The following is a 20,605-nucleotide window of genomic DNA, read 5'->3' as shown; positions in this document are numbered from 1 at the left end:
GAATTTTCATCTAAACATTTTTAGATACTATTACCGCTGATTTCCAACTGCGGACGGACGCTTTCCGCGGGCGGTCCGTGAGCCTCCTCGTCGCAAGCTCCTGTGGGGTCTCACCAGGACACGCTGTTCCCGCTGGAGTCGCCGTCCTCCGTTTCAATCAAGTGAGGGCTCCATGAACAATACAACTTATCAATAGGATTGAATATACAAACGCATCATTCATTGTAACTCGCCTTGGTGATTATTTTAAAAAAGTCAGATTTTTTCATCTAAAAATATTTAGATTCTATTATCGCTGATTTTCAACTGCGGACGGACGCTCTCCGCGGGCGGTCCGTGAGCCTCCTCAGGCCGACAGGATGTTGGTCATGAAGGCTTGAGGCCCACAGGATGTGGGTCATGCAATCGTTGCCGCAGGACGCGGCGAACTTAGATTGCCTTCCGTTTGACAAGGCGTCCTTAGCCTTCGTTCCTTTGTTAGCTCCTGCGGGGTCTCACCCGACACGCTCTTCCCGCTGGAGTCGCCGTCCTCCGTTTCAGTCAACTGAAGGCTTCATATAATTAACATCCTCAGCTTTACTATTAAAATCAAAAAAATGACAAAAGGTATCGAGAGGACATCCTCTTGATACCTTTTGTCTATAATTAGAAATGCGATTATCTCGAATCTCTTTTCAAGTTTTATGCTTTTGTATAGCGCAATACTGGATGACGAGCAGCTTTTGTTTCGTCTAAGCGATTGATTACTGTCGTATGTGGTGCGTGTTGAACGATTTCTGGATTTTCTTCTACTTCTTTTGCAATTTGAATCATTGTATCACAGAAAGCATCTAATGTTTCTTTTGATTCTGTTTCTGTTGGTTCGATCATCATACCTTCTTCTACATTTAATGGGAAGTAGATTGTTGGTGGATGATATCCGAAGTCAAGCAGACGTTTTGCCATATCAAGTGTACGGACACCTAATTTCTTTTGACGACGACCGCTAAGTACGAATTCGTGCTTGCAATGGCGGTTATATGGTAAATCAAAATATGCTTCTAAACGTCTCATCATATAGTTTGCATTTAGAACTGCGTATTCAGTTACAGCTTTTAGACCATCTGGACCCATTGAACGAATGTATGTGTATGCACGTACGTTAATTCCAAAGTTTCCGTAGAATGGTTTCACACGTCCAATTGTTTGAGGACGATTATAGTCAAATTTATATTGATCATTTTCTTTTACAAGAACTGGGCTTGGTAGGAAAGGAATTAGATCTGCTTTAACTCCAACCGGACCTGAACCTGGACCACCGCCACCATGAGGACCTGTAAATGTTTTATGCAAGTTTAAATGAACACAGTCAAAGCCCATATCTCCAGGGCGTGCTTTAGACATAACCGCGTTTAAGTTAGCGCCATCATAGTATAGTTTTCCACCTACACCGTGAATGATTTCCGCTAATTCTAAAATACTTTCCTCAAATAAACCAAGCGTATTTGGATTTGTAAGCATTAAAGCTGCTGTATCTGGACCAGCAACGCGACGAAGATCCTCTAAATCTACTAATCCATTTTCGTCTGATTTTACTGTAATCGTTTCAAAACCTGCAACTGTAGCTGATGCTGGATTTGTACCATGTGCGGAGTCAGGAACAATTACTTTTGTACGCTGAGTATCTCCATTTGCCTCATGGAATGCACGAATCATCATTAATGCAGTCCATTCACCATGGGCACCAGCAGCTGGTTGTAATGTTACTTCATCCATTCCAGTAATTTCTACTAAATGTTGTTGTAGATCATACATTAATTCCATAGCACCTTGCACAGAAGACTCATCTTGTAATGGGTGAATATTTGCAAATCCAGGGAAACGTGCTACTGATTCATTAATTTTTGGATTGTACTTCATCGTACAAGATCCAAGTGGATAGAAACCAGTATCTACTCCATGGTTACGATTCGATAGATCTGTATAGTGACGCATAATATCAAGCTCTGATACTTCTGGTAGCTCCGCTTCTTCTTCTCGAAGTAAGCCCTGTGGCAACAAAGAATTAATATCTACTTCTGGAACATCGAGCTCAGGTAGACTATATCCTACTCTACCTTCCTTTGTAATTTCAAAAACTAATGGTTGATTATCCTTATGCATAAAGAGCCCCCATTTCTTGCACGAGTGCATCTATTTCTTCTTTTGTACGTTGCTCGGTAACGGCAATTAATACATGATTTTTAAGGTCAGAGATAACACGACCTAGGTCGAAACCTCCAATAATTCCTTTTTCAAGAAGTGCTTTGTTTGCATCTGCTACAGATCCATTTACTTTAACTACAATTTCGTTGAAGTGAGGTCCTTGGAAAGGAACTTCAAATCCAGCTTTTTCAAATGCTTGTTTTGCATAATGAGTCTTTGTTATATTTTGAATCGCCATTTCTTTTACACCTTTTTTACCAAGAGCAGTCATTGCTACTGATGCGGCAAGTGCATTTAACGCTTGGTTTGAACAGATATTTGAAGTTGCTTTGTCACGACGAATATGTTGTTCACGAGCTTGTAATGTTAAAACATACCCACGTCGACCTTCTTCATCTGTTGTTTCCCCTACTAAACGTCCTGGAACTTTACGCATAAGCTTAGATGATACAGCAAAGAAACCACAATGAGGTCCACCAAATGCTTCCGAGATACCAAAAGGTTGAGCATCCCCAACTGTAATATCTGCACCAAACTTTCCTGGAGGAGTTAAAGCTCCAAGAGCAAGTGGATTTGAAGATACAACAAATAATGCTTTTTGAGCATGTGTTAGTTGCTCCACTTTTGCTAAATCTTCAATTTGACCGAAGAAATTAGGATATTGGACTAGAACAGCTGCTGTTTCTTCATCTACTAACTCTTCTAATTTCCCTAAATCAGTTACACCATTATTAGTAGGAATCGTTACAACTTGAACGTTTTGACCTTTTGCATACATTTTTACTACATCAATATACTCTGGGTGAACAGCTTCCGAAACTAATAGTTTTTTTCTACGCGTGTGACCAGCTGCCAAGTTACCAGCTTCCGCAAGTGCAGTACCACCATCATACATCGAAGAGTTTGCAAGATCCATTCCAGTAAGCTCACAAATCATTGTTTGAAATTCAAAAATAGCTTGTAGTTCACCTTGAGAGATCTCCGGTTGATAAGGTGTATAAGCAGTGTAAAATTCAGATCTTGAAATAACGTGATCTACGATTATCGGTTTAAAATGATCGTAAACTCCTGCACCAAGAAAGGAAGCATACTTTTTACTATGTGCATTTTTATCAGCAAGTACAGATAATTCTTTTAACAAAGCAGACTCCGCTTTAGCAGGTTTAATATTATACTCACCTTTAAAACGCACTTTCTCCGGAATGTCTGCAAACAATTCATCAACGGAAGAAATGCCTATAACATCCAGCATTTCCTTTTGATCTTGTTCAGTCATTGGTAAATAACGATGCTTTATCAAATGGACAACCTCTTTCTGCGATTATTTTTGTTTTTTATAAAATGGCGTAGCTACTGTGACAGCTTTCAAACGCTTATTTCTAATTTCAACTTCTAATTGAGTGCCGATTTCTGTAAAGTCGGCATCGATCAGTGCAAGGCCAATATTCTTTTTAAGAGTAGGAGATTGCGTTCCAGTAGTTACAAATCCAATTTGTTTTTCACCAGCGAAAACTGGATACCCTGTACGAGGAATTCCTTTATCAATCATTTCAATACCAACGCTTTTTCTCGGTACACCATTCTCTTTTTGTTCAACTAGTACAGATTTACCGTTGAAGTCTTGCTCTTTTTTGAGCTTCACAACAAATCCGATTCCAGCTTCTAATGGAGAAATATCTTTTGAAAGCTCTTGCCCGTATAAAGGAAGACATGCTTCAAAACGTAAAGTATCGCGTGCTCCAAGTCCACAAGGAAGTAAACCTTCCTCTTTACCAGCATTTAAAATGCTGCTCCATAATTCGGAAAGATCCGTACTAGCTGCATAGAGTTCAAATCCATCCTCACCTGTATAACCAGTACGAGAAACAAGAACCGATTTTCCAGCTACTTCGACATGATCTGCAAATCGGAAAAATCCAATTTCCTCTAGATTTTTGGAAGTTAACTTTTGTAAAATACTTTGTGCGAGTGGTCCTTGTAACGCTAACAGTCCATAATCATCTGATTTATTGACAAGTTCTACATCACCAGATGCATTTTGCTTCAGCCATTCAAAATCTTTTTCAATATTAGATGCATTTACGACTAAAAGATAGTGGTTATCTTCCATCTTGTAAACTAATAAATCATCTACTATACCACCGTCTTCATAACACATAGCCGTATACTGAGCTTGGTTATTTACAAGTTTAGAAACATCATTCGTCATCACTTTTTGTAAAAAAGACTCGCTTTGCGAACCGGTTACAAAGATTTCTCCCATATGAGAGACATCAAAAAGTCCTGCTTTCGTTCTTACCGCTTCATGTTCTTCCTTAATACTAGAAAATTGCACGGGTAATTCCCATCCACCAAAATCAATGGTTTTCCCACCATAATTGGCATAGTCTTCATATAGAGGTGTACGCTTCAACTGTTCTGACACAAAATTCTCCCCCTTTATAATTTTCACACAAAAAAAGACAGAGTGACCCCTTTAAAAAAACAGGGGTTCTCTGTCCTGGCACCTGAAAGTTTACCGAAAACGGCTTTCCTCTTTGGTGGCTTTGCGTGATACTCAACGAAAGCACTCTCCAGAGTTGCGTCCTATACGAGTTCTTTTGCCTGAGAGATTCATAAATTTCTTTACTTGCTCCTTCGGCGACGCACTTTAGGCGTTCTCTCCCCGTATCCTCATCCGCTAAATCTGTAATTATCACTCGCTTTGTCTATATCCTAACATTGAACTCAAAAGTAAGCAATCCTTTTTAATAAATTAGTTTAAAGACGAACATTTTATATAAATTTTATAAAATCATTCGCCTTTCAGCCTATTTACCTGATAACCAGCATATTCTGTCACTTGTCGTAAATGACGATTTTCCGTAAGAATTGTAATGTGTGCAGCTTTCTTATAATTTTTACGTCTTTTAATATATAGCTGCTCCAATTCTTCCCTAGTACTACTTTGAACGACAGGTCTGTTTTTATCATTCTTCACTCTCATCCAAATATCTTGAAAAGTAGCATCTAAATATAAAACCAGTCCCGTCTTACGCATTATTCGAATATTTTCCTCATTCATCGCAACGCCACCACCAGTGGAAATAATACAGGACTCATTACGGAAATTTTGAAGAAACTCTGTTTCAATCTTACGAAAATAGGCCTCTCCCTCCTGCTCAAATATTTCAGGAATCGTCCTTTTTTCTTTTTTTACAAGCTCTTTATCCATATCATAATAGGGCATCTTCAATAAATAGCTCAGTCTTCTGCCGACCGCACTTTTACCACTCCCCATAAAACCAACTAAATATACTTTGTACACGATTCACCAACTCACTACTACCAGAATTATTGTTCGATTGTATTAAAAATTTCTATTCTTTTGATAGTAGCATTAATATTGCTCAATTCCAACGAATCATATGTTCGATATTTTGATTGATAAGCAGTAGTGATAGATAAAATTGTTAGTGAAACAAATAATAGAAGTAAGATAGAAGCCGGCAATAGTACACCTCTCTCACTCTGAATTATACGTAACATAGAATGTATGCTCCTTATCTATCCCATTCTCAAATTTTACAGAAAAATATAACAGTTGACCTTCCATACTTACGTTTATAGATTTCACATGGAGTAACATTTGCTCATGTCCTAATCTATTTTTTTGTTTTCGAATCAAATTTTGATAAATTTCTATATCAAACTCAACTTCTTCCTTAATAAAACGTATACCAGTGTTTCTTGTTTGTACCATTATCATATCTAAATCGTTCAAATAGTTTTCTACATCTTCTATAAACAAAGCCCACTCTGTTTCGGTAGGATTTGTCACCTGAACCTCCATCAAACTCAACCAACCGATAGTTACAGCGAATATATGAGAAAAAATTAGAAGTACTGAGAGTTGAAATACTGATTCGATCAAGGTATACCCTTCTTCATTATTTTTGTTCAATATGTTATAAGTAGGCAATTCATTTTCTCCTCACTCATTCCTTCATAATTTACACATATTTGTTGATTTTCAATTGTAAACGTATATTCTATCTCATCAATCCACAAGGAACCATGTAGCAAACGTTCTGCAAAGTACATTTTTACACCTTCATTTATTACAATCGAGGAATGATATTGCCTTTTTTTCTCTTCCAGTTGAACTACCATATTACTTAATAGAGGCAGTAACATAGTTGCTATTAAAAATATTACACTTAAAGACACGATAGTCTCTGGCCAGGAAAACCCCTTGCTATTATTCATATTTTAATTTTCCTTTACCTATATAAACGTAAACTTCCTTTAAACCATTGTCTGTTTCAAACAATAGAGTTCCAAATTCTTTGACAGTTCCATTTGGGTGAAAGACTATTTCTTTCAAGTAACTATTTCGAGATAATCGAATTCCTTTCGGCAATTCATATTCCATATATATTTCATTTGAATGTCTTGCTTTGTATTTTGTTCCATTCTCAAAAAAGTTTAAATGAGTATAAATTCCTTCTGCCAAAGCAGTACTCTGAAGACTTTGTACATCCAAGTGAAACTGTTTGAAAAAACGCTTCTCTTCCATCTTCTCAAACTTAGAAGAGGTCACAAAAATTATAGAGGCAGACACTACCATTACTATAGCAAGAACAAGAAGCATTTCGATAAAAGTAAATCCTTTTTCATGTAAGAGATATCGTTTCATTTCTAGCAGTTACGTCTCCAGTAATTGTTACACTTCCATCATTCTCATCAATGATGATGTCTGTGCCATTAGGGCAACTCTCAATTCCTTTAAGATATCCCTCTTTTGTTAAATCCTCTACTTTTGGAATCTTTTTAAACTCTATTTTGTACGCTTGAATTTGTCCTTCCACCATTTTAGCAAAAGCCTTGCAACCCTTATCATCTATGGAGGCTGAATGCTTCGTCACATTTGGTATTGTTATTAAAATCAGAATAGAAATAATTAGTAACACTATCATCATTTCTATCAAAGTAAATCCTTTGTTGTTCCTTATCAGTTTTATCAATAGTTCCTTCTCCTTTTATACAATATTGATCATTTTATAAATTGGTAACAAGATTGCCAAGTATGCTCCAATGATAAAAATAGCTAGTATTAAGAAAAGTGTAGGTTGAAGAATACTTAAGTATTTGGATAGCTTTTCTTCTATTCTTTCTGTTACGAATTCGCTATACAAGCTCAACTCTCTACCTAGGTAACCACTTATTTCCCCGTGAATAACAAATTGATGGAAGTCTTTAGTAAAATGATTTAGCAACAATAAAGCATCTGAAAAAGACTCTCCATGTATTATTTTCTCTTTCATTTGAATCGAGATATATTGAAGAGTTTTATGTTCTTCCTGTTTGATCAACGAATCAAATGCTTGCTGAAGTGACATGCCGCTATCTATCAGCACTCCCATTTCTCTAGAAAATACTCTTGTCAAAAAGAGTCGATACCATTTATTTACTAACGGAACTTTTAAATAGAAAGCTATCTGAAACTCTATTTTTTTATTACGTATCATTTTTATAAGAACTAACATAGCAAAACAAAGAAATAGGAAACCAATCAAGAAATAATTAGGCAATTGCAGTAGTATACTCGTCCAAATTAAAGAATTGTCAGTATCTCCAGAAGATCTTGTATGTAGCAACGATTCCATATTTGGCAGGAAATAAATCTTAAATACAGTAAAAAGTAGGAAAATTACTACAAACAAAAATAATGGATACATCAATAAACTATTAAATCTTTTTCTAGCCCTTTCAAAAATAGCCGCTTGGACACTTAGAACAAATATAGTATCTTGAAGTTTCCCGTGGTTTGTTGCCAAATCGATTGGAAGCAATAGCCTATTAGGAAAGCCTAATAATCTAAAAACTTCCGTAACACTTAAACCGTTTTTGTGCACTTCCGTCATTTTTTTAATTACCAAATCAGAATTTTTCACATGAAATGGTAGCAACATAGAAACAGATTCATGAAAGGTATAACCTTCTTGTAATAGTTCACTAAGTCTTTTTAAGAAGGAAGGTTGTATATGCGATGGGATCGTTTCCCGTTTACGCGTACAATAGTCGTTAATTTTTTTGAATAACACCTTCACGCACACCTCTCTCTATTTGATAAGAAAGTGTTAACGAATGAGGAATCTTAAAATCCGTTCCAGATATTAATGAGTTTAATGCTTCCATCAAAAGGTCTTCGGAAATAATTTCAAATATTGCCGATAAATCTGGCTGTTTCGTGAAGGAAACCGTCACTAGTCTCTGCGCAACTATACCAATTACTGTTTGCTTTAATTCCTCAGCCGATACTCCAAGATCCATCAACCGATATAATGAACCTACAGCATTTTTGGCATGAATAGTTGAAACGACCAAATGACCTGTCAAAGCAGCTTGAATAGCAGCTTTTGCAGTATCTTCATCACGTATCTCGCCGATCATAATGACGTCTGGTGAATGCCTTAATATCGCTTTCAATCCTGCTGCATACGTGACGCCTGAGCGTTCATTCACTTGAATTTGCAATAAGTGAGATTGACTATTTTCAACAGGATCTTCTAGCGAGATTACATGTCGATTCAAATTCTCCGAACAATACTTAGTGAGTGAATACATAGTTGTAGATTTGCCTGAACCAGTAGGACCAACAAAAAGGACTAATCCTTGACGATTAGTAGCAAGCTCCATTATTTTGTCGGAAGCATCTTGAAATAAGGATAAGGAATGCAATAGTTTCGCATTATCATGTTGTTGCAGTCGAATAACTAATGACTCTCTTCCGAAAATGGATGGTAATGTAGAAACACGAAATGAAAATTTTTGAGAGTTAAAGATTTGTTGAAAGGAACCACTTTGTGGTTTTCTTTTTTCGCTGATATCAAGAGAGGATAAAAATTTGAAGAATGAAATAAACCGTTCTCCCATGTTTAGGGGAAGCTTCCCTGCTTCAAACATTTGAGAATTTTTCTTAAAGTAGTAATAGTAATTTTCTTCGTTTGGAATCATGTGCAAATCTGAAGCACCAAAACCATGAGCCTTCTTAAGTAGCTGAAAGCATTTTTGTTCGATAATATTTTCTAATTGCTGCATGCATCTTTCCTTTCTCCAGGTACAAGTTGTGACCGCAAAACAGCTTGTACAAAACTAGTATACTTGGAAATTAATTAAAAAGATAGATATATTATAGAATTTTCTAATAATTATATCGAATTAGTGAAACTCCTTTGGCAAATACAAAAGATTTATTATAATAGAGACAACATGTAGAAAAGAGGGAAAAAGATGCCGAATACATTACAGCTTACTAGTACGTTAGCCGATGAAACAAGGTATTCTATTTATCAATATATTGTAAAAGAAGCAAAAGTAGTTTCGGTACAGGAAATAGCCGATCAATTTGGTATACATCCGAATGTTGCGAGATTGCACCTATCTAAACTAAATGATTCCAATTTTTTGCGTTCTGAGCTTATCAAGAACAGGAAAGGTGGAAGACCTGCAAGAATTTATAGTCTTGCTGAAAATCCTGTATATTTAAGCTTTCCAAAGCAAGAGGATCATCTTCTGTTACAGTGGTTAATAGATCTTGTAAGCTCTCTTGGTGAGCAAGCTATTGTAAAAGGAAAAGAAATTGCTTATGAAAATGGGAAACTGCTAACGAGCAGTAAACTCACTTCTCCAGCGTCCTTTGAGGAAAAAATACAAATATTAAAGGCAAATGCGGCATCTATCGGTTATTTTCCGACTATACAAGAGAAAAATCATAAAAAAGTGATTACGTTCGCCATTTATAATTGCCCCTACAAAAATCATTTGAAAAGTCAATCCGAATTAATTTGTGCATTACATGAATCCTTTTTAAGAGGACAATTTGATGCATTATTTCCAACAAATGATTTTATTCAATTGGAAAGCATGCAAGATCAATGTCAAAATTGCTTATATCACATAGAAGTTTTATAATGAGAATTAATGAACGAACATGTAACACTCAAAGTTACTTCTTTTAAAAACTTATAAATGGAACATATTTGTGACAAAATAAAGTGGAATACAAAGAAGAAATATTTTATACGGTTTACATGCGCGAACACTTTCATTTATAATGAATATGAGAATATTTGTGTCGTTGCAAAAGGAGGGACTACAAATGGGCAATATGTATAAAGTAATGGCTTTCTGGACAGGGATTTTTGCAGTTATGTTTTATTTAGGTGATATGACAGAAGCTTCTTTACTATTTTTAGCAAATACGGGGATTTTCCTTCTTTTAGGGTTCTTAAACCTTTCTGAACGTATGTATATGTACATCTTTGGAGCTTACCTAATGTTCTTCTTCGCTGGTTTTACATACTACACAACGTTTATTCAAGTACCAGGAGCTGGACATTAATAATGTTCACAAAAAAGGCAGTTAGAATGATTTCATTCTAACTGCCTTTTAATATGGATTTTGCTTATGGTTTACCATTAACTTGTTGGAGCGTTCGCTCGACTCCTTAGGAGTTCATGTAATAAAGGGTAAGAACGCCACATCCTCATGCTATACAACATCGTGTGTGCCCCAGCGGCTCTGCGCTCGCCCACGGAAAGCGAGTGGTTAGCTTCGAAACTGTCTACTTCTCTATTATTTCAGTCAAAAACCATTTAAAAATGGATTGGATTCCATTTCATTTTCTGGAGTTGTCTCTGGACCATGACCAGGGTATAAAATCGTTGTTTCTGGCAAGGTTAATAATTTTGTATGAATAGACTTCATTAATTCTGCGTTGTTTCCTCCGGCCAAGTCCGTTCTTCCTACACTATTTTGAAAGAGTGTATCGCCTACAATTGCAAAAGACTCACTTTCAAAATAATACGTTAAACTACCTGGTGAATGGCCAGGTGTATGAAAAAGCTGAATGGAGAAATCCTCTATTTCTAAAATGGATTCGTTTGACAATATAACATCCGCTTCTGTGCATGTAATAGATGGAATTTCCGCATATTTACCAGAACCGTTTTTGGAAGGGTCCATTAACCATTTCTTTTCAGCATTATGTATATAGACAGGAACCTTAAAAGCATCTCTTACAGGGTCTACCGCACCTATATGATCAAAATGGGCGTGTGTTAACAAAATTGCGACTGGTTTTAAATTCAATCGTTTTAGTTCACTTATTAATTTTTCCGCATCACCACCTGGATCAAATACTAAGCATTGCTTAGATGAGTTTGATACGATATAACAGTTTGTTTGTATATATCCTAATGGATAAGATCTAACATTTAATATAATAATCACCTCTTTCCTATTCTAATCGTTTCTAATTCTTTGTTCAATTATTCGCCACTTTTATCTCTCGACAAAAATGGCGAATACAATTACAATAGAAGAGGAATATGTAAAGCGACATTCATTTTCTGATGTCGAAAGGAGTGTCTTTCATGAACTTATTAATGGTTATTTTTGGACTCGTTACAGTTTTAGCTGTAATCGGCACTTTCCAAGCTTTCAAAGAAAAGAATGTGCTAGGAGTTCTATTTAACTTTGGTACATTTGCTGTTTTTGGCTTCTTTACAGTCATGACAATCGTGAACCAAGGTTTTCCACCAAGCTTACACTAAAATGTTATGAAAAAAGCTGTTGTACAAGTTGTACAGCAGCTTTTTTCTATTCTTCTAGTTGTAACCATCGCTGTTCTTTAAAAGGATTTGTCTGAATCCAATGATCTTTCTCGTATCCTGCAAGACAGGTTTCTCCGTTTGGTGAACAATCAATTGGTTGAGAGTTTACCTCTCCCAACTCTTTCTCGCCTTCCAATGAATAAATTGAAAGAACTCCTCTTTGATCAATCTCATCCATATTCCCTGCTTCCACTGGTTTAATAAGAAATAATGAATTTGTATCTACAATAGAAATGGTTGGAATAACCCATTCCGAATAATTGCTAATAGCAGGCGTTGTCCATTCAAAGGAATTTTCATGATTCTTATCTTGCAAGCGATATTCAAATATATTTTTCGGTTCATTGATTTGAATATATAACATACTTTCACCTAAATTTTGAACATCCACTAAATGAATTTCCCCTGTTTCTTTTAGTGTCTTCTCTTGAACAGAATATAGCATTAATTCATATCCATCTAAACCACTTTCAGACCCTCTAAACACCATCAAATGCTCATCATCATACCATTTAACGAATGGATTTTCTACCTCAATTGATTGTAATTGTTGAGTAGACCCATCATAAACAAATGTATTAAACGTCCAATCCTCATAAAAAGCCGTGAATACTATTAGATCTTGATTTGTTGGATGCCAATCCATATATAATTCATCTGATTCAAAAGTTAAACTTTGTACTAAGAAACCATTCTTATGTATAATTTGCACTTCTGCTGAAGATGAATTATTTGATGTATGTAATAATATCAATTCTTTGTTTGGATGTAAGGTTGCTTGAATAATTGGTAGTGTAGAAGAATAAATAACCTTCCATGCATTTTTTGAAACTGAATAAGATTGCACAGTCCATTTTCCTTTATCTATAAGTACAAAAGCAATCTCGTCATTAGAAAGCCAACCAATCACACTGTGAAAGTTTGAGGAAGCCATTGAAATGGAAGGGATTTCTTGAGAAGATGATTTGGACGTATTTTCTGGAACTGAAATTTCATCTGTAACTGGGGTCTTAACTTCTTCTCCCCCGGGATTATTGATCTCTGTACAAGCTTGAAGCAATAGAACAAAAACAATAAGAATACCGATTCTCTTCAACTGACTCCCCCTTTCACCTTTATAATATTAGACGCACGAGTTGCCCTTTTGTTTCATACGAAAAGCACAGACTTTAATTTGTCTGTGCTTCTTTACTACTGCTCTTCTTTTTCAGCTTCATCAATTAATAGGTTTCCTGTTTTCAAATCGTAGAAACGTAGTAAATCTCCATTAATAATTTGATCAGAATAGCCTAGTTCTTGTGTTGCTCGATCTATATAAGGCTGGCAGCTAGCCATATCAGTTTCTTCTCCTGTTTCATTGTCAAAACAAGTGTTTCCAGCGTAAACCAATTTATCTGTAACAAATCCACCGTCTCGGAAAATAACAAAATCCTCATGGTCGTCAGAGAATACATCTGCTCCTAATTGCATATCTTTAGCAGTTTCTACACCAAGTAAATGCAATACTGTAGGTCTAATATCAATTTGACCAGCTGTTTCTGTTACTTCTTTTCCAACTCCACTATTAGGAATGTGAACAAAGAATGGAACTCTTTGAAGTTTTGCAGATTCATATGGTGTAATTTCTTTTCCTAAATATTGAGACATTGCAGCATTATGGTTTTCAGAAATACCATAATGATCCCCATACATTACAATGATAGAATTGTCATACAGTCCTTGTGCTTTTAAATCTTCAAAGAACAACTTCAACGCTTCATCCATGTAACGTACAGATTGGAAATACTTGTTCAATGTACGTGAATTAGAATTATATGCAGGGATGAGTTGATCCTCAACATCTAAATCAAATGGATGATGGTTTGTTAATGTAATTAGTCTAGAATAGAACGGCTGTGGCATTTGTGCCATATGATCAACTGATTGTTCAAAGAATGGAATATCCTTCATACCCCAGTTAACAGCATCGCCTTCTTTTACTTCATAACTATTTACATCATAAAATTTTTGAATAGAAAGTGCTTGATACATCATATCGCGATTCCAGAAGCTTTTGTTATTAGGATGCATTACGTTTGTGTAATAGCCTTCTTCGTTTAAGCTTTCTGCCATGGAATGAAACTTATTTCCTCCATGGGTAAAGAATACAGCTCCACCACCAAGTCCGTAGAGTGAATTCTCCACAATAAACTCTGAGTCTGATGTTTTACCTAGACCAGTTTGATGATAAAAGTTAGAGAAGTAAAACGTATCTTTGTCTTTAGTCAAAGAATTTAAGAATGGGGTAACTTCATATCCATTCATATCATTATTAATAACAAAGTTTTGTAATGACTCCATGGAGACTACGATTAAGTTACGACCATCTGCAAGCCCAAACATTTCAGCCTTAGGTTCTGCTTGGTTAGATCGTACATAGTTATTTACTTCTACGAGTTCACTACCATCAGCAAGTGCTCGCTGTGCATGAGACTTAGACTGAATATATATATCATACAAATGATAATTATAAGGCCCTAGATTTTTCACTAACATTTCACGGTCAAAGCTTCTTGTAAGAAGCTGAGGTCTTTCTATTTCAGCTAATCCCAAATTTAAAAACAACACTGCAGCAGAAAGTACAAAGTATGCTTTTCTTTGTGCAGGTTTTACAATCGATATTTTGTCACCAATTTTCAACCATTTTAAAGCAGCTATAATGATTACTACATCTGTAAAGAAGAATATATCTGTTATGTAGATACTTTCCATAGCAGATGAACCTAAATCACCAAAATTACTTGTTTGGAATAATACTGGTAACGTTATAAAGTCTGTAAAGAAACGATAGAATACAGCGTTTGCATACAGAACGATTGCAAGTATTAAATTTGTAATGACAATATATCTATTTCTTGCTTTTGGACTTTTAAAGAAAAGTGATAGCCCATATACAAATAAAAGAAAACTTAACGGGCTTATAAATAGTATCGCTTGTTGCATCATATTCTCGATTTTCATTTCAAAGCTAGTATGGTAAACCACATATGTTTTAATCCATGTTGCCACAATAGCTATAACAAGAATAGAATGTGTCGGCCAATTTTTTTTCTTCATGCCTACATCCTCCCCTTTTGTACTCTTAATAGTAGGAATAAAAGTAACAAAATATATCTTAATCCTTTCTTAACAATAAATCAATATAAATGATATTTACATTTGATATAATTTTATAGGTCCATAATTTTGCTACCCTCTATTAAACGTATTAAAACCAAAAAAGTTTCCTTTTTTAGTAAAAGAATATAAAAAAGCGATTAATTTACGTAAATTAATCGGCTTTATTTCTGTCTATTATGTTCTTGTCGAAGTATGAGCAGCGCAAGTTGAAAGTCTTGTGCCTCAATCATTTGCATTTTATATAGTTCTTTTATTTCGTCTTCCATTAGTTCAAGATCTGCCAATCGATCTTTTGTATAAATGTACGTACCGAATCGTTTTAATAACTGCATAACATCATATACTGTCTTCATATTGTCCATCCTCATCCCGGTATAAATGACATTTTATCATTTGCTCATTAGTAATAATCAAGTCTACTGGGAGGTCAAAATGCTCCTTTTCCAAGTCATCCCTTAATTGAAAATCAAACGCTAACGAAACTTTATGCCCTTTATAATTCATTAAAAAGCGATCATAATATCCTCCACCATATCCTATTCGATAACCAGATAGGCTATAAACAATTCCAGGAACAACTAAAAGATCAATGTTATTCGGAGCTACTGGAGTTGTTAACAATGGATTTGGCTCTAATAATTGCATATACACGGTTTCTAATTGATCGAAGCTCTCTATCTTATAAAAGGTCATTGTCCGATCTTTTGGGGAGCATTTTGGCACAACAACGGTTTTACCCTTTTCCCATAATGCACGGATAATCCCTTCGGTATCCACTTCTGGAAAAGCCGAGATGGTTATTCCTATAGTAGATGCTTGTTGTACAGTTCCTAGTGTGAAAAAGCGACTCATGATTTGCTCTGATAATGTATGATAGGAGGACTGCTCTAAAGACGAAAGCTGTTGTTTCATTTCTTCTCTTAACTCTTTCTTTTTCATGTCATTTCCCTCCCATTTCAAATAGAAAAAAACCAAAACCGAAGTTGGTTTTGGCTTAGGTTATTATTTAGTTTCTCTATGAAGAGTCATTTTCTTTTCACGTGAGCAATATTTTTTAAGTTCAAGACGTTCTGGATTGTTACGCTTGTTTTTCTTAGAAATATAGTTGCGCTCTCCGCAATCTGTACAAGCTAATGTAATATTAACGCGCATGGTTGTCCCTCCCACTCTTTTACAGGATGAAATATAAATTCTGAGCATGATTTATACGACTAACCCATTATAGCATATTATCCAAGAAAATCTACTATTTAATGAAAGAATTAATTCAAAGTTTTTTGGTATATGTTAGTATAATAAGAAGAAGTAATTATTTTGAGGTGAAATTGATGAGCTATACAATTATTATCATGATTATTGGAATTTTACTAATCATCGTTTCCTTTTTTCTTAAGGATTCCACGAAAAAAATGGAGTCAGAAGTAGAGGAACTCTCCATTACATTATATCAAGAAACAAGCGCTATTAAACGGAGACTAAAAATAGTGGAAGAGGAATTATTACTAGAAGGTTCTAAAATAACGGTTCCCAAAAAGCAAAAAACAAAACCTGTTATACACGAAATCATTAGAAGCCAAGTGCTCGAGCTGCATAAACAGGGCTATTCTCTACCAGAAATAAGTAAAAGGTCATCCCTATCTATAGAAGATGTTAAATATGTAATTGGCGGTGGAAAATAAGATGAAAAGGACATCCATCCGTTCATTTGGTATCGGTTTGTTTATAGCAGGTGCTGTTCTCCAATTACAACATTTAACGCAAGAGGACGAAATCACATCGAAGCGCTCCATCACGGAGGAAGCATATGAAAAGTCACAAACAGAACTAAAAAACGTAAAGCAGCAATTAGCACAACTTCAGATGGACTTAGAAAATGCCCAAAAGGGACAACCTGTTACAGACGAATCGAAAGAAGAAGAAACAGCAAAAGAGGAAGCAACACAGAGCGATACTTCTAGTGGTAGTACTCCATATACTTTAATCGTTCAAGCAGGCATGAATAGTAAAGAAATTAGTACTCTATTAGAGGAAGCTGGAATTGTCCAAAATAAACAAGATTTTGAAGATTATTTGGTCTCTCAAGATTTAGCTGGGCGTATTCAAATTGGTGAGTATAAACTCGACTCCTCTATGACATTGAAACAGATTGCTGAAAAGTTAACAGGAAAATAGAAAATGAAAGAGGTCGTCCAGAAGATTTAATTTCTGAACGACCTCTTTTGTTAGTTATTCAGTTCGTAATGCTTCCCTTTTAATAAAAACAATAATCGTTCTGCCATATTTGTAGCGTGATCAGCAGATCTTTCAAGATAGCGACATACAAATGATAACTGCGTCACTTGACTTAGTTGTGCAGGTTGTTCTACCCCAACTGAAAGAAGTGTTTTAATTGCATGACCATACAATTCATCTACCTCATCATCAAGTTTTGCGATATTCTTAGCTTCTTCAATGTCTTCATTTCTAAAAGCATCTAAAATTGATTTTAACATTGCTATCGTTTTGTCACGCATCTCTTCTAACAAATGAATTGGAGCGATATGTTCATCTTTTCCTATACGAATCGTTTCTTTAGCAATGTTTACTGCATAATCACCTATACGCTCCATATCGGATGCAGCCTTAACAAGCACCATTAATCTACGTAGATCTGTTGCAACAGGCTGTTGCTTAGCGATCAGTAAAATTACACGGTCATTAATTTCTTCTTCCATACGATTAATATGAATATCATTATTAATGATCGTTAGTGCACCTTCAATGTCATTTGCAAACAAATAATCCATTGCAGAATTCAAGGTATTAATCGCCGTATCACATAATTCATACATTAAATTCTGAACTTGCTGTAATTCCGCATCAAATTTCTCTCTTCCTACCATCCCTAACTGCCCCTTTCCTCATCCGAAACGTCCTGAAATATAATCCTCTGTGCGCTTATCTTCTGGAGTTGAAAAAATTACATCTGTATTATCAAACTCTACCACTTCTCCGTTTAAGAAGAAAGCAGTTTTGTCCGAAATACGAGCTGCTTGTTGCATATTATGTGTAACAATGATGATAGAGTAATCGTTTTTCAATTCTTGAATTAGTTCCTCAACTTTTAATGTAGAAATTGGATCTAACGCTGAAGTAGGCTCATCCATTAAAATAACGTCTGGTTCAATTGCAAGACAGCGAGCTATACAAATACGTTGTTGCTGACCACCAGAGAGGCTGTACGCATTCGTAGATAAGCGATCTTTTACCTCATCCCAAATTGCTGCACCACGTAAACTTTTTTCTACGATTTCATCCAGAATTTTTTTATTTTTAATACCATGTATTCTCGGACCATATGCAATATTATCATAGATGGATTTTGGAAATGGGTTTGGTTTTTGGAAAACCATTCCAACTTTCGTACGTAATTCTTCTACTCCATAATCTGCATCAAAAATATTGCGGTCACGATACAAAATTTTACCTGATGTTTTTACTGTTGGAACTAATTCTACCATACGGTTCAAAGTTTTAATGTACGTAGATTTACCGCAACCAGAAGGTCCAATAATTGCTGTTACTTCATTTTCTTTAATTTCAAGATCAATATTTTTTAAAGCATGATGATTACCATACCATAAGTTTAATTGTTGCGTGTTATACACAATATTTGAAGTTGAATTATTTACTGATGTATCGTTATTTAAAGACTGTACCATCATTACTTCCCCCTAATCACAAATTAGCTTAGTACCTTTTTTGAAATTTATTTCGAATAAATATAGCGATGGAATTCATGATCAATAAGAATACCATTAGAACAAGAATCCCTGCTGATGCGACATATTGAAATTCTGCCTGTGGTCTTTTAGCCCAATCGTAGATTTGCATTGGTAGAGCAGTAAACTGACTAAGTAAATTTTCAGGTAAAAACTGAATAATTACAGGAACACCAATGACTACTAATGGTGCCGTTTCACCGACTGCACGGGAAAGAGCTAAAATTGCACCAGTAAGAATACCTGGAATAGCCGAAGGTAGGACAACTTTAACAATTGTTTGCCACTTTGTCGCGCCCATTCCATATGAAGCTTCTCGAACATCTTGAGGTACTGCACGAATTGCTTCCTGAGAACCAACGATAATAACAGGTAATATTAACAAACTCATCGTAAATCCTGCAGCCAAAATACTATTTCCTAAAGCTAAAGCCCGAACAAAAATTGTTAATCCCAGCAAACCAAATACTACTGAAGGAACACCTGCTAAGTTGGAAATGTTCATTCGAATAAAATCATTTAATTTATTTTTTTTAGCATATTCTTCTAAATAAATTGCTGTACCTACTCCTAAAATTAATGATATAGGTGCAACTACACACATTAACCAAATTGACCCTATTAACGCAGCCTTTATTCCGGCTTTAGCAGGGAAACGAGAACCATAGTTTTGGAAGAATTCTGGTGTAAGATATCCAACACCTTGAGTAATGATTCGATAAAACAAGATTCCAAGAGCAACTAAAGCAAACAATGTAGCAAAAAGGAATATTACTTTAAAAACACGATTTACATTTAATCGACTATTCATTTTTTTTATGACTGATTCTTGATTAACATATTTCATATTAATATTCCTCCCGGAATTTTTTCGAAATCGCGTGAGCAATAAAATTCATCAATAATGTAAATAGGAAAAGAGTAAATCCTACTGCATAGATGGAATAATAAATCGTTGTTCCATATCCCGCATCACCTGATGAAACTTGTACAATATATGCAGTCATAGTTTGAATAGAGTCCGTTACATTTAAATCGAATTTAGGAGTAGATCCTCCTGCTAAAGAAACTATCATCGTTTCTCCAATTGCACGAGACAATGCTAGTACTACGGACGCAACAATTCCTGATAGTGCAGCGGGTAGTACAACCTTGATCGCTACTTCTAATTTTGTTGAACCCATAGCTAAGGCACCTTCACGTATTGAATTAGGTACAGAGCTCATTGCATCTTCTGATAAGGATGCGATCATTGGTAAAATCATGATACCTACAACAATACCCGGGCTCAATGCATTAAAGATTTTCAAGTCAGGAATAAATTGTTGTAAAAGCGGTGTTACAAAAGTCAATGCAAAGAAACCATAAACAATTGTTGGTATACCTGCTAATACTTCTAATATAGGTTTAATAATTCTTCGAGCGTTATCACTTGCATATTCACTTAAAAATATAGCAGAACCAATACCAAATGGAACTGCTACAATAGCAGCTATAAAAGTTACTTTTAATGTACCCGCTATTAAAGGAAGAATACCATATAGCTGTTCCGTATTAGCAAATGGAAACCATTCTTTTCCGAATAAAAAATCTAATATCGGTACACGAGTGAAAAATATTCCTGTTTCTATAATAAGAGTAAAGACAATACCCAAAGTAGTTAATACTGAAACACATGCAATTAGTAGGAGAATAATTGGAATTATTTTTTCTACTATTTTTTTCTGTTTCTTGCTACTTGATTTTGCAATTAGCTCTTGTACTGATGGATGACCAGTCGCATTCTTTTGAGCCATAGTGAATCCCCCTTTTACCAAACGCAAGAAAAGAGTAGCAAGCCC

General features: G+C 35.3%; 26 protein-coding genes and 1 riboswitch. Of the genes, 5 read left to right on the top strand and 21 right to left on the bottom strand.

Annotated elements, in window-relative coordinates; genetic code table 11:
• Positions 1 to 681: 681 nt before the first annotated feature.
• The 11 genes from gcvPB to comGA form a co-directional block, all read right to left on the bottom strand.
• Positions 682 to 2,142: an aminomethyl-transferring glycine dehydrogenase subunit GcvPB gene (gcvPB, locus tag P2Q73_RS07805; RefSeq protein ID WP_275785575.1), complete on the bottom strand. Its 1,461-nt coding sequence runs from the start codon at positions 2,140 to 2,142 to the stop codon at positions 682 to 684.
• Positions 2,135 to 3,481 carry an aminomethyl-transferring glycine dehydrogenase subunit GcvPA gene (gene gcvPA / locus P2Q73_RS07800; protein WP_275787403.1) on the bottom strand — a complete coding sequence of 449 codons (1,347 nt, stop codon included), beginning with the start codon at positions 3,479 to 3,481 and terminating at the stop codon, positions 2,135 to 2,137. The genes gcvPB and gcvPA overlap by 8 nt, the downstream gene beginning before the upstream one ends.
• Positions 3,482 to 3,505: 24 nt before the next feature.
• A complete protein-coding gene (gene gcvT / locus P2Q73_RS07795) occupies positions 3,506 to 4,609 on the bottom strand; it encodes a glycine cleavage system aminomethyltransferase GcvT (RefSeq protein ID WP_053588897.1) in 1,104 nt (367 codons plus the stop codon).
• A gap of 157 nt (positions 4,610 to 4,766) precedes the next feature.
• A riboswitch (glycine riboswitch) is annotated at positions 4,767 to 4,861 on the bottom strand.
• 117 nt (positions 4,862 to 4,978) lie between these two features.
• The gene (locus tag P2Q73_RS07790) at positions 4,979 to 5,491 is read right to left on the bottom strand and encodes a shikimate kinase (protein ID WP_056831718.1); all 513 of its coding nucleotides are present in this window, start codon (positions 5,489 to 5,491) and stop codon (positions 4,979 to 4,981) included.
• A 26-nt stretch (positions 5,492 to 5,517) separates the two neighbouring features.
• A complete protein-coding gene (locus P2Q73_RS07785; RefSeq protein WP_053588895.1) occupies positions 5,518 to 5,712 on the bottom strand; it encodes a hypothetical protein in 195 nt (64 codons plus the stop codon).
• Positions 5,690 to 6,145 carry a competence type IV pilus minor pilin ComGF gene (gene comGF / locus P2Q73_RS07780; RefSeq protein WP_275785570.1) on the bottom strand — a complete coding sequence of 152 codons (456 nt, stop codon included), beginning with the start codon at positions 6,143 to 6,145 and terminating at the stop codon, positions 5,690 to 5,692. Before comGF ends, P2Q73_RS07785 begins: the two co-directional genes overlap by 23 nt.
• Positions 6,124 to 6,432: a hypothetical protein gene (locus P2Q73_RS07775; protein WP_275785567.1), complete on the bottom strand. Its 309-nt coding sequence runs from the start codon at positions 6,430 to 6,432 to the stop codon at positions 6,124 to 6,126. Before P2Q73_RS07775 ends, comGF begins: the two co-directional genes overlap by 22 nt.
• On the bottom strand, positions 6,425 to 6,862 hold the full coding sequence (gene comGD / locus P2Q73_RS07770) for a competence type IV pilus minor pilin ComGD (protein WP_056831712.1): 438 nt from the start codon (positions 6,860 to 6,862) through the stop codon (positions 6,425 to 6,427). The genes P2Q73_RS07775 and comGD overlap by 8 nt, the downstream gene beginning before the upstream one ends.
• The gene (comGC, locus tag P2Q73_RS07765) at positions 6,840 to 7,187 is read right to left on the bottom strand and encodes a competence type IV pilus major pilin ComGC (RefSeq protein ID WP_056832100.1); all 348 of its coding nucleotides are present in this window, start codon (positions 7,185 to 7,187) and stop codon (positions 6,840 to 6,842) included. Before comGC ends, comGD begins: the two co-directional genes overlap by 23 nt.
• 18 nt (positions 7,188 to 7,205) lie before the next feature.
• Positions 7,206 to 8,270, bottom strand: coding sequence for a competence type IV pilus assembly protein ComGB (comGB, locus tag P2Q73_RS07760; protein WP_275785563.1), 1,065 nt, complete (start codon positions 8,268 to 8,270; stop codon positions 7,206 to 7,208).
• The gene (gene comGA, locus P2Q73_RS07755; RefSeq protein WP_056831708.1) at positions 8,251 to 9,267 is read right to left on the bottom strand and encodes a competence type IV pilus ATPase ComGA; all 1,017 of its coding nucleotides are present in this window, start codon (positions 9,265 to 9,267) and stop codon (positions 8,251 to 8,253) included. The genes comGB and comGA overlap by 20 nt, the downstream gene beginning before the upstream one ends.
• Before the next feature lie 192 nt (positions 9,268 to 9,459).
• Between comGA and P2Q73_RS07750 the strand changes: the two genes are divergently transcribed.
• Together P2Q73_RS07750 and P2Q73_RS07745 are read left to right on the top strand one after the other, a co-directional pair.
• Entirely contained in the window at positions 9,460 to 10,140 is a 681-nt protein-coding gene (locus P2Q73_RS07750; RefSeq protein ID WP_275785561.1) for a helix-turn-helix transcriptional regulator, read from the top strand.
• Between the two features lie 187 nt (positions 10,141 to 10,327).
• Entirely contained in the window at positions 10,328 to 10,570 is a 243-nt protein-coding gene (locus P2Q73_RS07745) for a DUF2626 domain-containing protein (RefSeq protein ID WP_275785557.1), read from the top strand.
• A 243-nt stretch (positions 10,571 to 10,813) separates the two neighbouring features.
• Here the strand turns inward: P2Q73_RS07745 and P2Q73_RS07740 are convergent, their stop codons facing one another.
• Positions 10,814 to 11,452 (bottom strand): MBL fold metallo-hydrolase, encoded by a 639-nt coding sequence (locus P2Q73_RS07740; protein WP_275787400.1) that lies wholly within the window; start codon positions 11,450 to 11,452, stop codon positions 10,814 to 10,816.
• 152 nt (positions 11,453 to 11,604) lie between these two features.
• Between P2Q73_RS07740 and P2Q73_RS07735 the strand changes: the two genes are divergently transcribed.
• Complete coding sequence (locus P2Q73_RS07735; RefSeq protein WP_053588887.1) at positions 11,605 to 11,784, top strand: DUF2759 domain-containing protein; 180 nt, start codon at positions 11,605 to 11,607, stop codon at positions 11,782 to 11,784.
• Between the two features lie 46 nt (positions 11,785 to 11,830).
• On the opposite strand, the gene P2Q73_RS07730 is transcribed toward P2Q73_RS07735, so the two are convergent.
• The 5 genes from P2Q73_RS07730 to rpmG form a co-directional block, all read right to left on the bottom strand.
• Positions 11,831 to 12,940: a YqgU-like beta propeller domain-containing protein gene (locus tag P2Q73_RS07730; RefSeq protein WP_275785553.1), complete on the bottom strand. Its 1,110-nt coding sequence runs from the start codon at positions 12,938 to 12,940 to the stop codon at positions 11,831 to 11,833.
• A 95-nt stretch (positions 12,941 to 13,035) separates the two neighbouring features.
• Entirely contained in the window at positions 13,036 to 14,940 is a 1,905-nt protein-coding gene (locus P2Q73_RS07725; protein ID WP_275785550.1) for an LTA synthase family protein, read from the bottom strand.
• Between the two features lie 224 nt (positions 14,941 to 15,164).
• Positions 15,165 to 15,356, bottom strand: coding sequence for a YqgQ family protein (locus P2Q73_RS07720; RefSeq protein WP_053588884.1), 192 nt, complete (start codon positions 15,354 to 15,356; stop codon positions 15,165 to 15,167).
• Positions 15,340 to 15,942 carry a 5-formyltetrahydrofolate cyclo-ligase gene (locus tag P2Q73_RS07715; RefSeq protein WP_056831700.1) on the bottom strand — a complete coding sequence of 201 codons (603 nt, stop codon included), beginning with the start codon at positions 15,940 to 15,942 and terminating at the stop codon, positions 15,340 to 15,342. The genes P2Q73_RS07720 and P2Q73_RS07715 overlap by 17 nt, the downstream gene beginning before the upstream one ends.
• A gap of 63 nt (positions 15,943 to 16,005) precedes the next feature.
• Positions 16,006 to 16,155 (bottom strand): 50S ribosomal protein L33, encoded by a 150-nt coding sequence (gene rpmG, locus P2Q73_RS07710; RefSeq protein ID WP_053588882.1) that lies wholly within the window; start codon positions 16,153 to 16,155, stop codon positions 16,006 to 16,008.
• A gap of 176 nt (positions 16,156 to 16,331) precedes the next feature.
• Between rpmG and P2Q73_RS07705 the strand changes: the two genes are divergently transcribed.
• Positions 16,332 to 16,682 carry a hypothetical protein gene (locus P2Q73_RS07705; protein ID WP_053588881.1) on the top strand — a complete coding sequence of 117 codons (351 nt, stop codon included), beginning with the start codon at positions 16,332 to 16,334 and terminating at the stop codon, positions 16,680 to 16,682.
• A 1-nt stretch (position 16,683) separates the two neighbouring features.
• On the top strand, positions 16,684 to 17,175 hold the full coding sequence (locus P2Q73_RS07700) for an MltG/YceG/YrrL family protein (RefSeq protein ID WP_275785543.1): 492 nt from the start codon (positions 16,684 to 16,686) through the stop codon (positions 17,173 to 17,175).
• A gap of 50 nt (positions 17,176 to 17,225) precedes the next feature.
• Here the strand turns inward: P2Q73_RS07700 and phoU are convergent, their stop codons facing one another.
• From phoU to pstC, 4 genes are read right to left on the bottom strand one after another with little or no spacing between them, the layout of a single operon-like run.
• Positions 17,226 to 17,885, bottom strand: coding sequence for a phosphate signaling complex protein PhoU (gene phoU / locus P2Q73_RS07695; protein WP_275785540.1), 660 nt, complete (start codon positions 17,883 to 17,885; stop codon positions 17,226 to 17,228).
• Between the two features lie 18 nt (positions 17,886 to 17,903).
• Positions 17,904 to 18,704, bottom strand: a complete 801-nt coding sequence (pstB, locus tag P2Q73_RS07690; protein ID WP_053588878.1) for a phosphate ABC transporter ATP-binding protein PstB — start codon at positions 18,702 to 18,704, stop codon at positions 17,904 to 17,906.
• Between the two features lie 28 nt (positions 18,705 to 18,732).
• Positions 18,733 to 19,611, bottom strand: coding sequence for a phosphate ABC transporter permease PstA (pstA, locus tag P2Q73_RS07685; RefSeq protein WP_053588877.1), 879 nt, complete (start codon positions 19,609 to 19,611; stop codon positions 18,733 to 18,735).
• Between the two features lies 1 nt (position 19,612).
• Positions 19,613 to 20,560 (bottom strand): phosphate ABC transporter permease subunit PstC, encoded by a 948-nt coding sequence (pstC, locus tag P2Q73_RS07680; protein WP_056831692.1) that lies wholly within the window; start codon positions 20,558 to 20,560, stop codon positions 19,613 to 19,615.
• Positions 20,561 to 20,605 lie beyond the last annotated feature (45 nt).

Source organism: Bacillus sp. Cr_A10 (assembly GCF_029222665.1).
GTDB lineage: Bacteria > Bacillota > Bacilli > Bacillales_A > Planococcaceae > Psychrobacillus.
This window is presented reverse-complemented; position numbering and strand designations above follow the sequence as displayed.

Bases quoted from the DNA above. Each gene is read 5' to 3' on its own strand.
- comGD (WP_056831712.1), bottom strand. From the start codon at position 6,862: ATGAAACGATATCTCTTACATGAAAAAGGATTTACTTTTATCGAAATG.
- phoU (WP_275785540.1), bottom strand. From the start codon at position 17,885: ATGGTAGGAAGAGAGAAATTTGATGCGGAATTACAGCAAGTTCAGAAT.
- P2Q73_RS07750 (WP_275785561.1), top strand. From the start codon at position 9,460: ATGCCGAATACATTACAGCTTACTAGTACGTTAGCCGATGAAACAAGG.
- P2Q73_RS07785 (WP_053588895.1), bottom strand. From the start codon at position 5,712: ATGTTACGTATAATTCAGAGTGAGAGAGGTGTACTATTGCCGGCTTCT.
- pstB (WP_053588878.1), bottom strand. From the start codon at position 18,704: ATGGTACAGTCTTTAAATAACGATACATCAGTAAATAATTCAACTTCA.
- comGA (WP_056831708.1), bottom strand. From the start codon at position 9,267: ATGCAGCAATTAGAAAATATTATCGAACAAAAATGCTTTCAGCTACTT.
- P2Q73_RS07725 (WP_275785550.1), bottom strand. From the start codon at position 14,940: ATGAAGAAAAAAAATTGGCCGACACATTCTATTCTTGTTATAGCTATT.
- rpmG (WP_053588882.1), bottom strand. From the start codon at position 16,155: ATGCGCGTTAATATTACATTAGCTTGTACAGATTGCGGAGAGCGCAAC.
- P2Q73_RS07715 (WP_056831700.1), bottom strand. From the start codon at position 15,942: ATGAAAAAGAAAGAGTTAAGAGAAGAAATGAAACAACAGCTTTCGTCT.
- P2Q73_RS07735 (WP_053588887.1), top strand. From the start codon at position 11,605: ATGAACTTATTAATGGTTATTTTTGGACTCGTTACAGTTTTAGCTGTA.
- pstA (WP_053588877.1), bottom strand. From the start codon at position 19,611: ATGAAATATGTTAATCAAGAATCAGTCATAAAAAAAATGAATAGTCGA.
- P2Q73_RS07720 (WP_053588884.1), bottom strand. From the start codon at position 15,356: ATGAAGACAGTATATGATGTTATGCAGTTATTAAAACGATTCGGTACG.
- P2Q73_RS07700 (WP_275785543.1), top strand. From the start codon at position 16,684: ATGAAAAGGACATCCATCCGTTCATTTGGTATCGGTTTGTTTATAGCA.
- P2Q73_RS07775 (WP_275785567.1), bottom strand. From the start codon at position 6,432: ATGAATAATAGCAAGGGGTTTTCCTGGCCAGAGACTATCGTGTCTTTA.
- P2Q73_RS07745 (WP_275785557.1), top strand. From the start codon at position 10,328: ATGGGCAATATGTATAAAGTAATGGCTTTCTGGACAGGGATTTTTGCA.
- gcvPB (WP_275785575.1), bottom strand. From the start codon at position 2,142: ATGCATAAGGATAATCAACCATTAGTTTTTGAAATTACAAAGGAAGGT.
- pstC (WP_056831692.1), bottom strand. From the start codon at position 20,560: ATGGCTCAAAAGAATGCGACTGGTCATCCATCAGTACAAGAGCTAATT.
- P2Q73_RS07705 (WP_053588881.1), top strand. From the start codon at position 16,332: ATGAGCTATACAATTATTATCATGATTATTGGAATTTTACTAATCATC.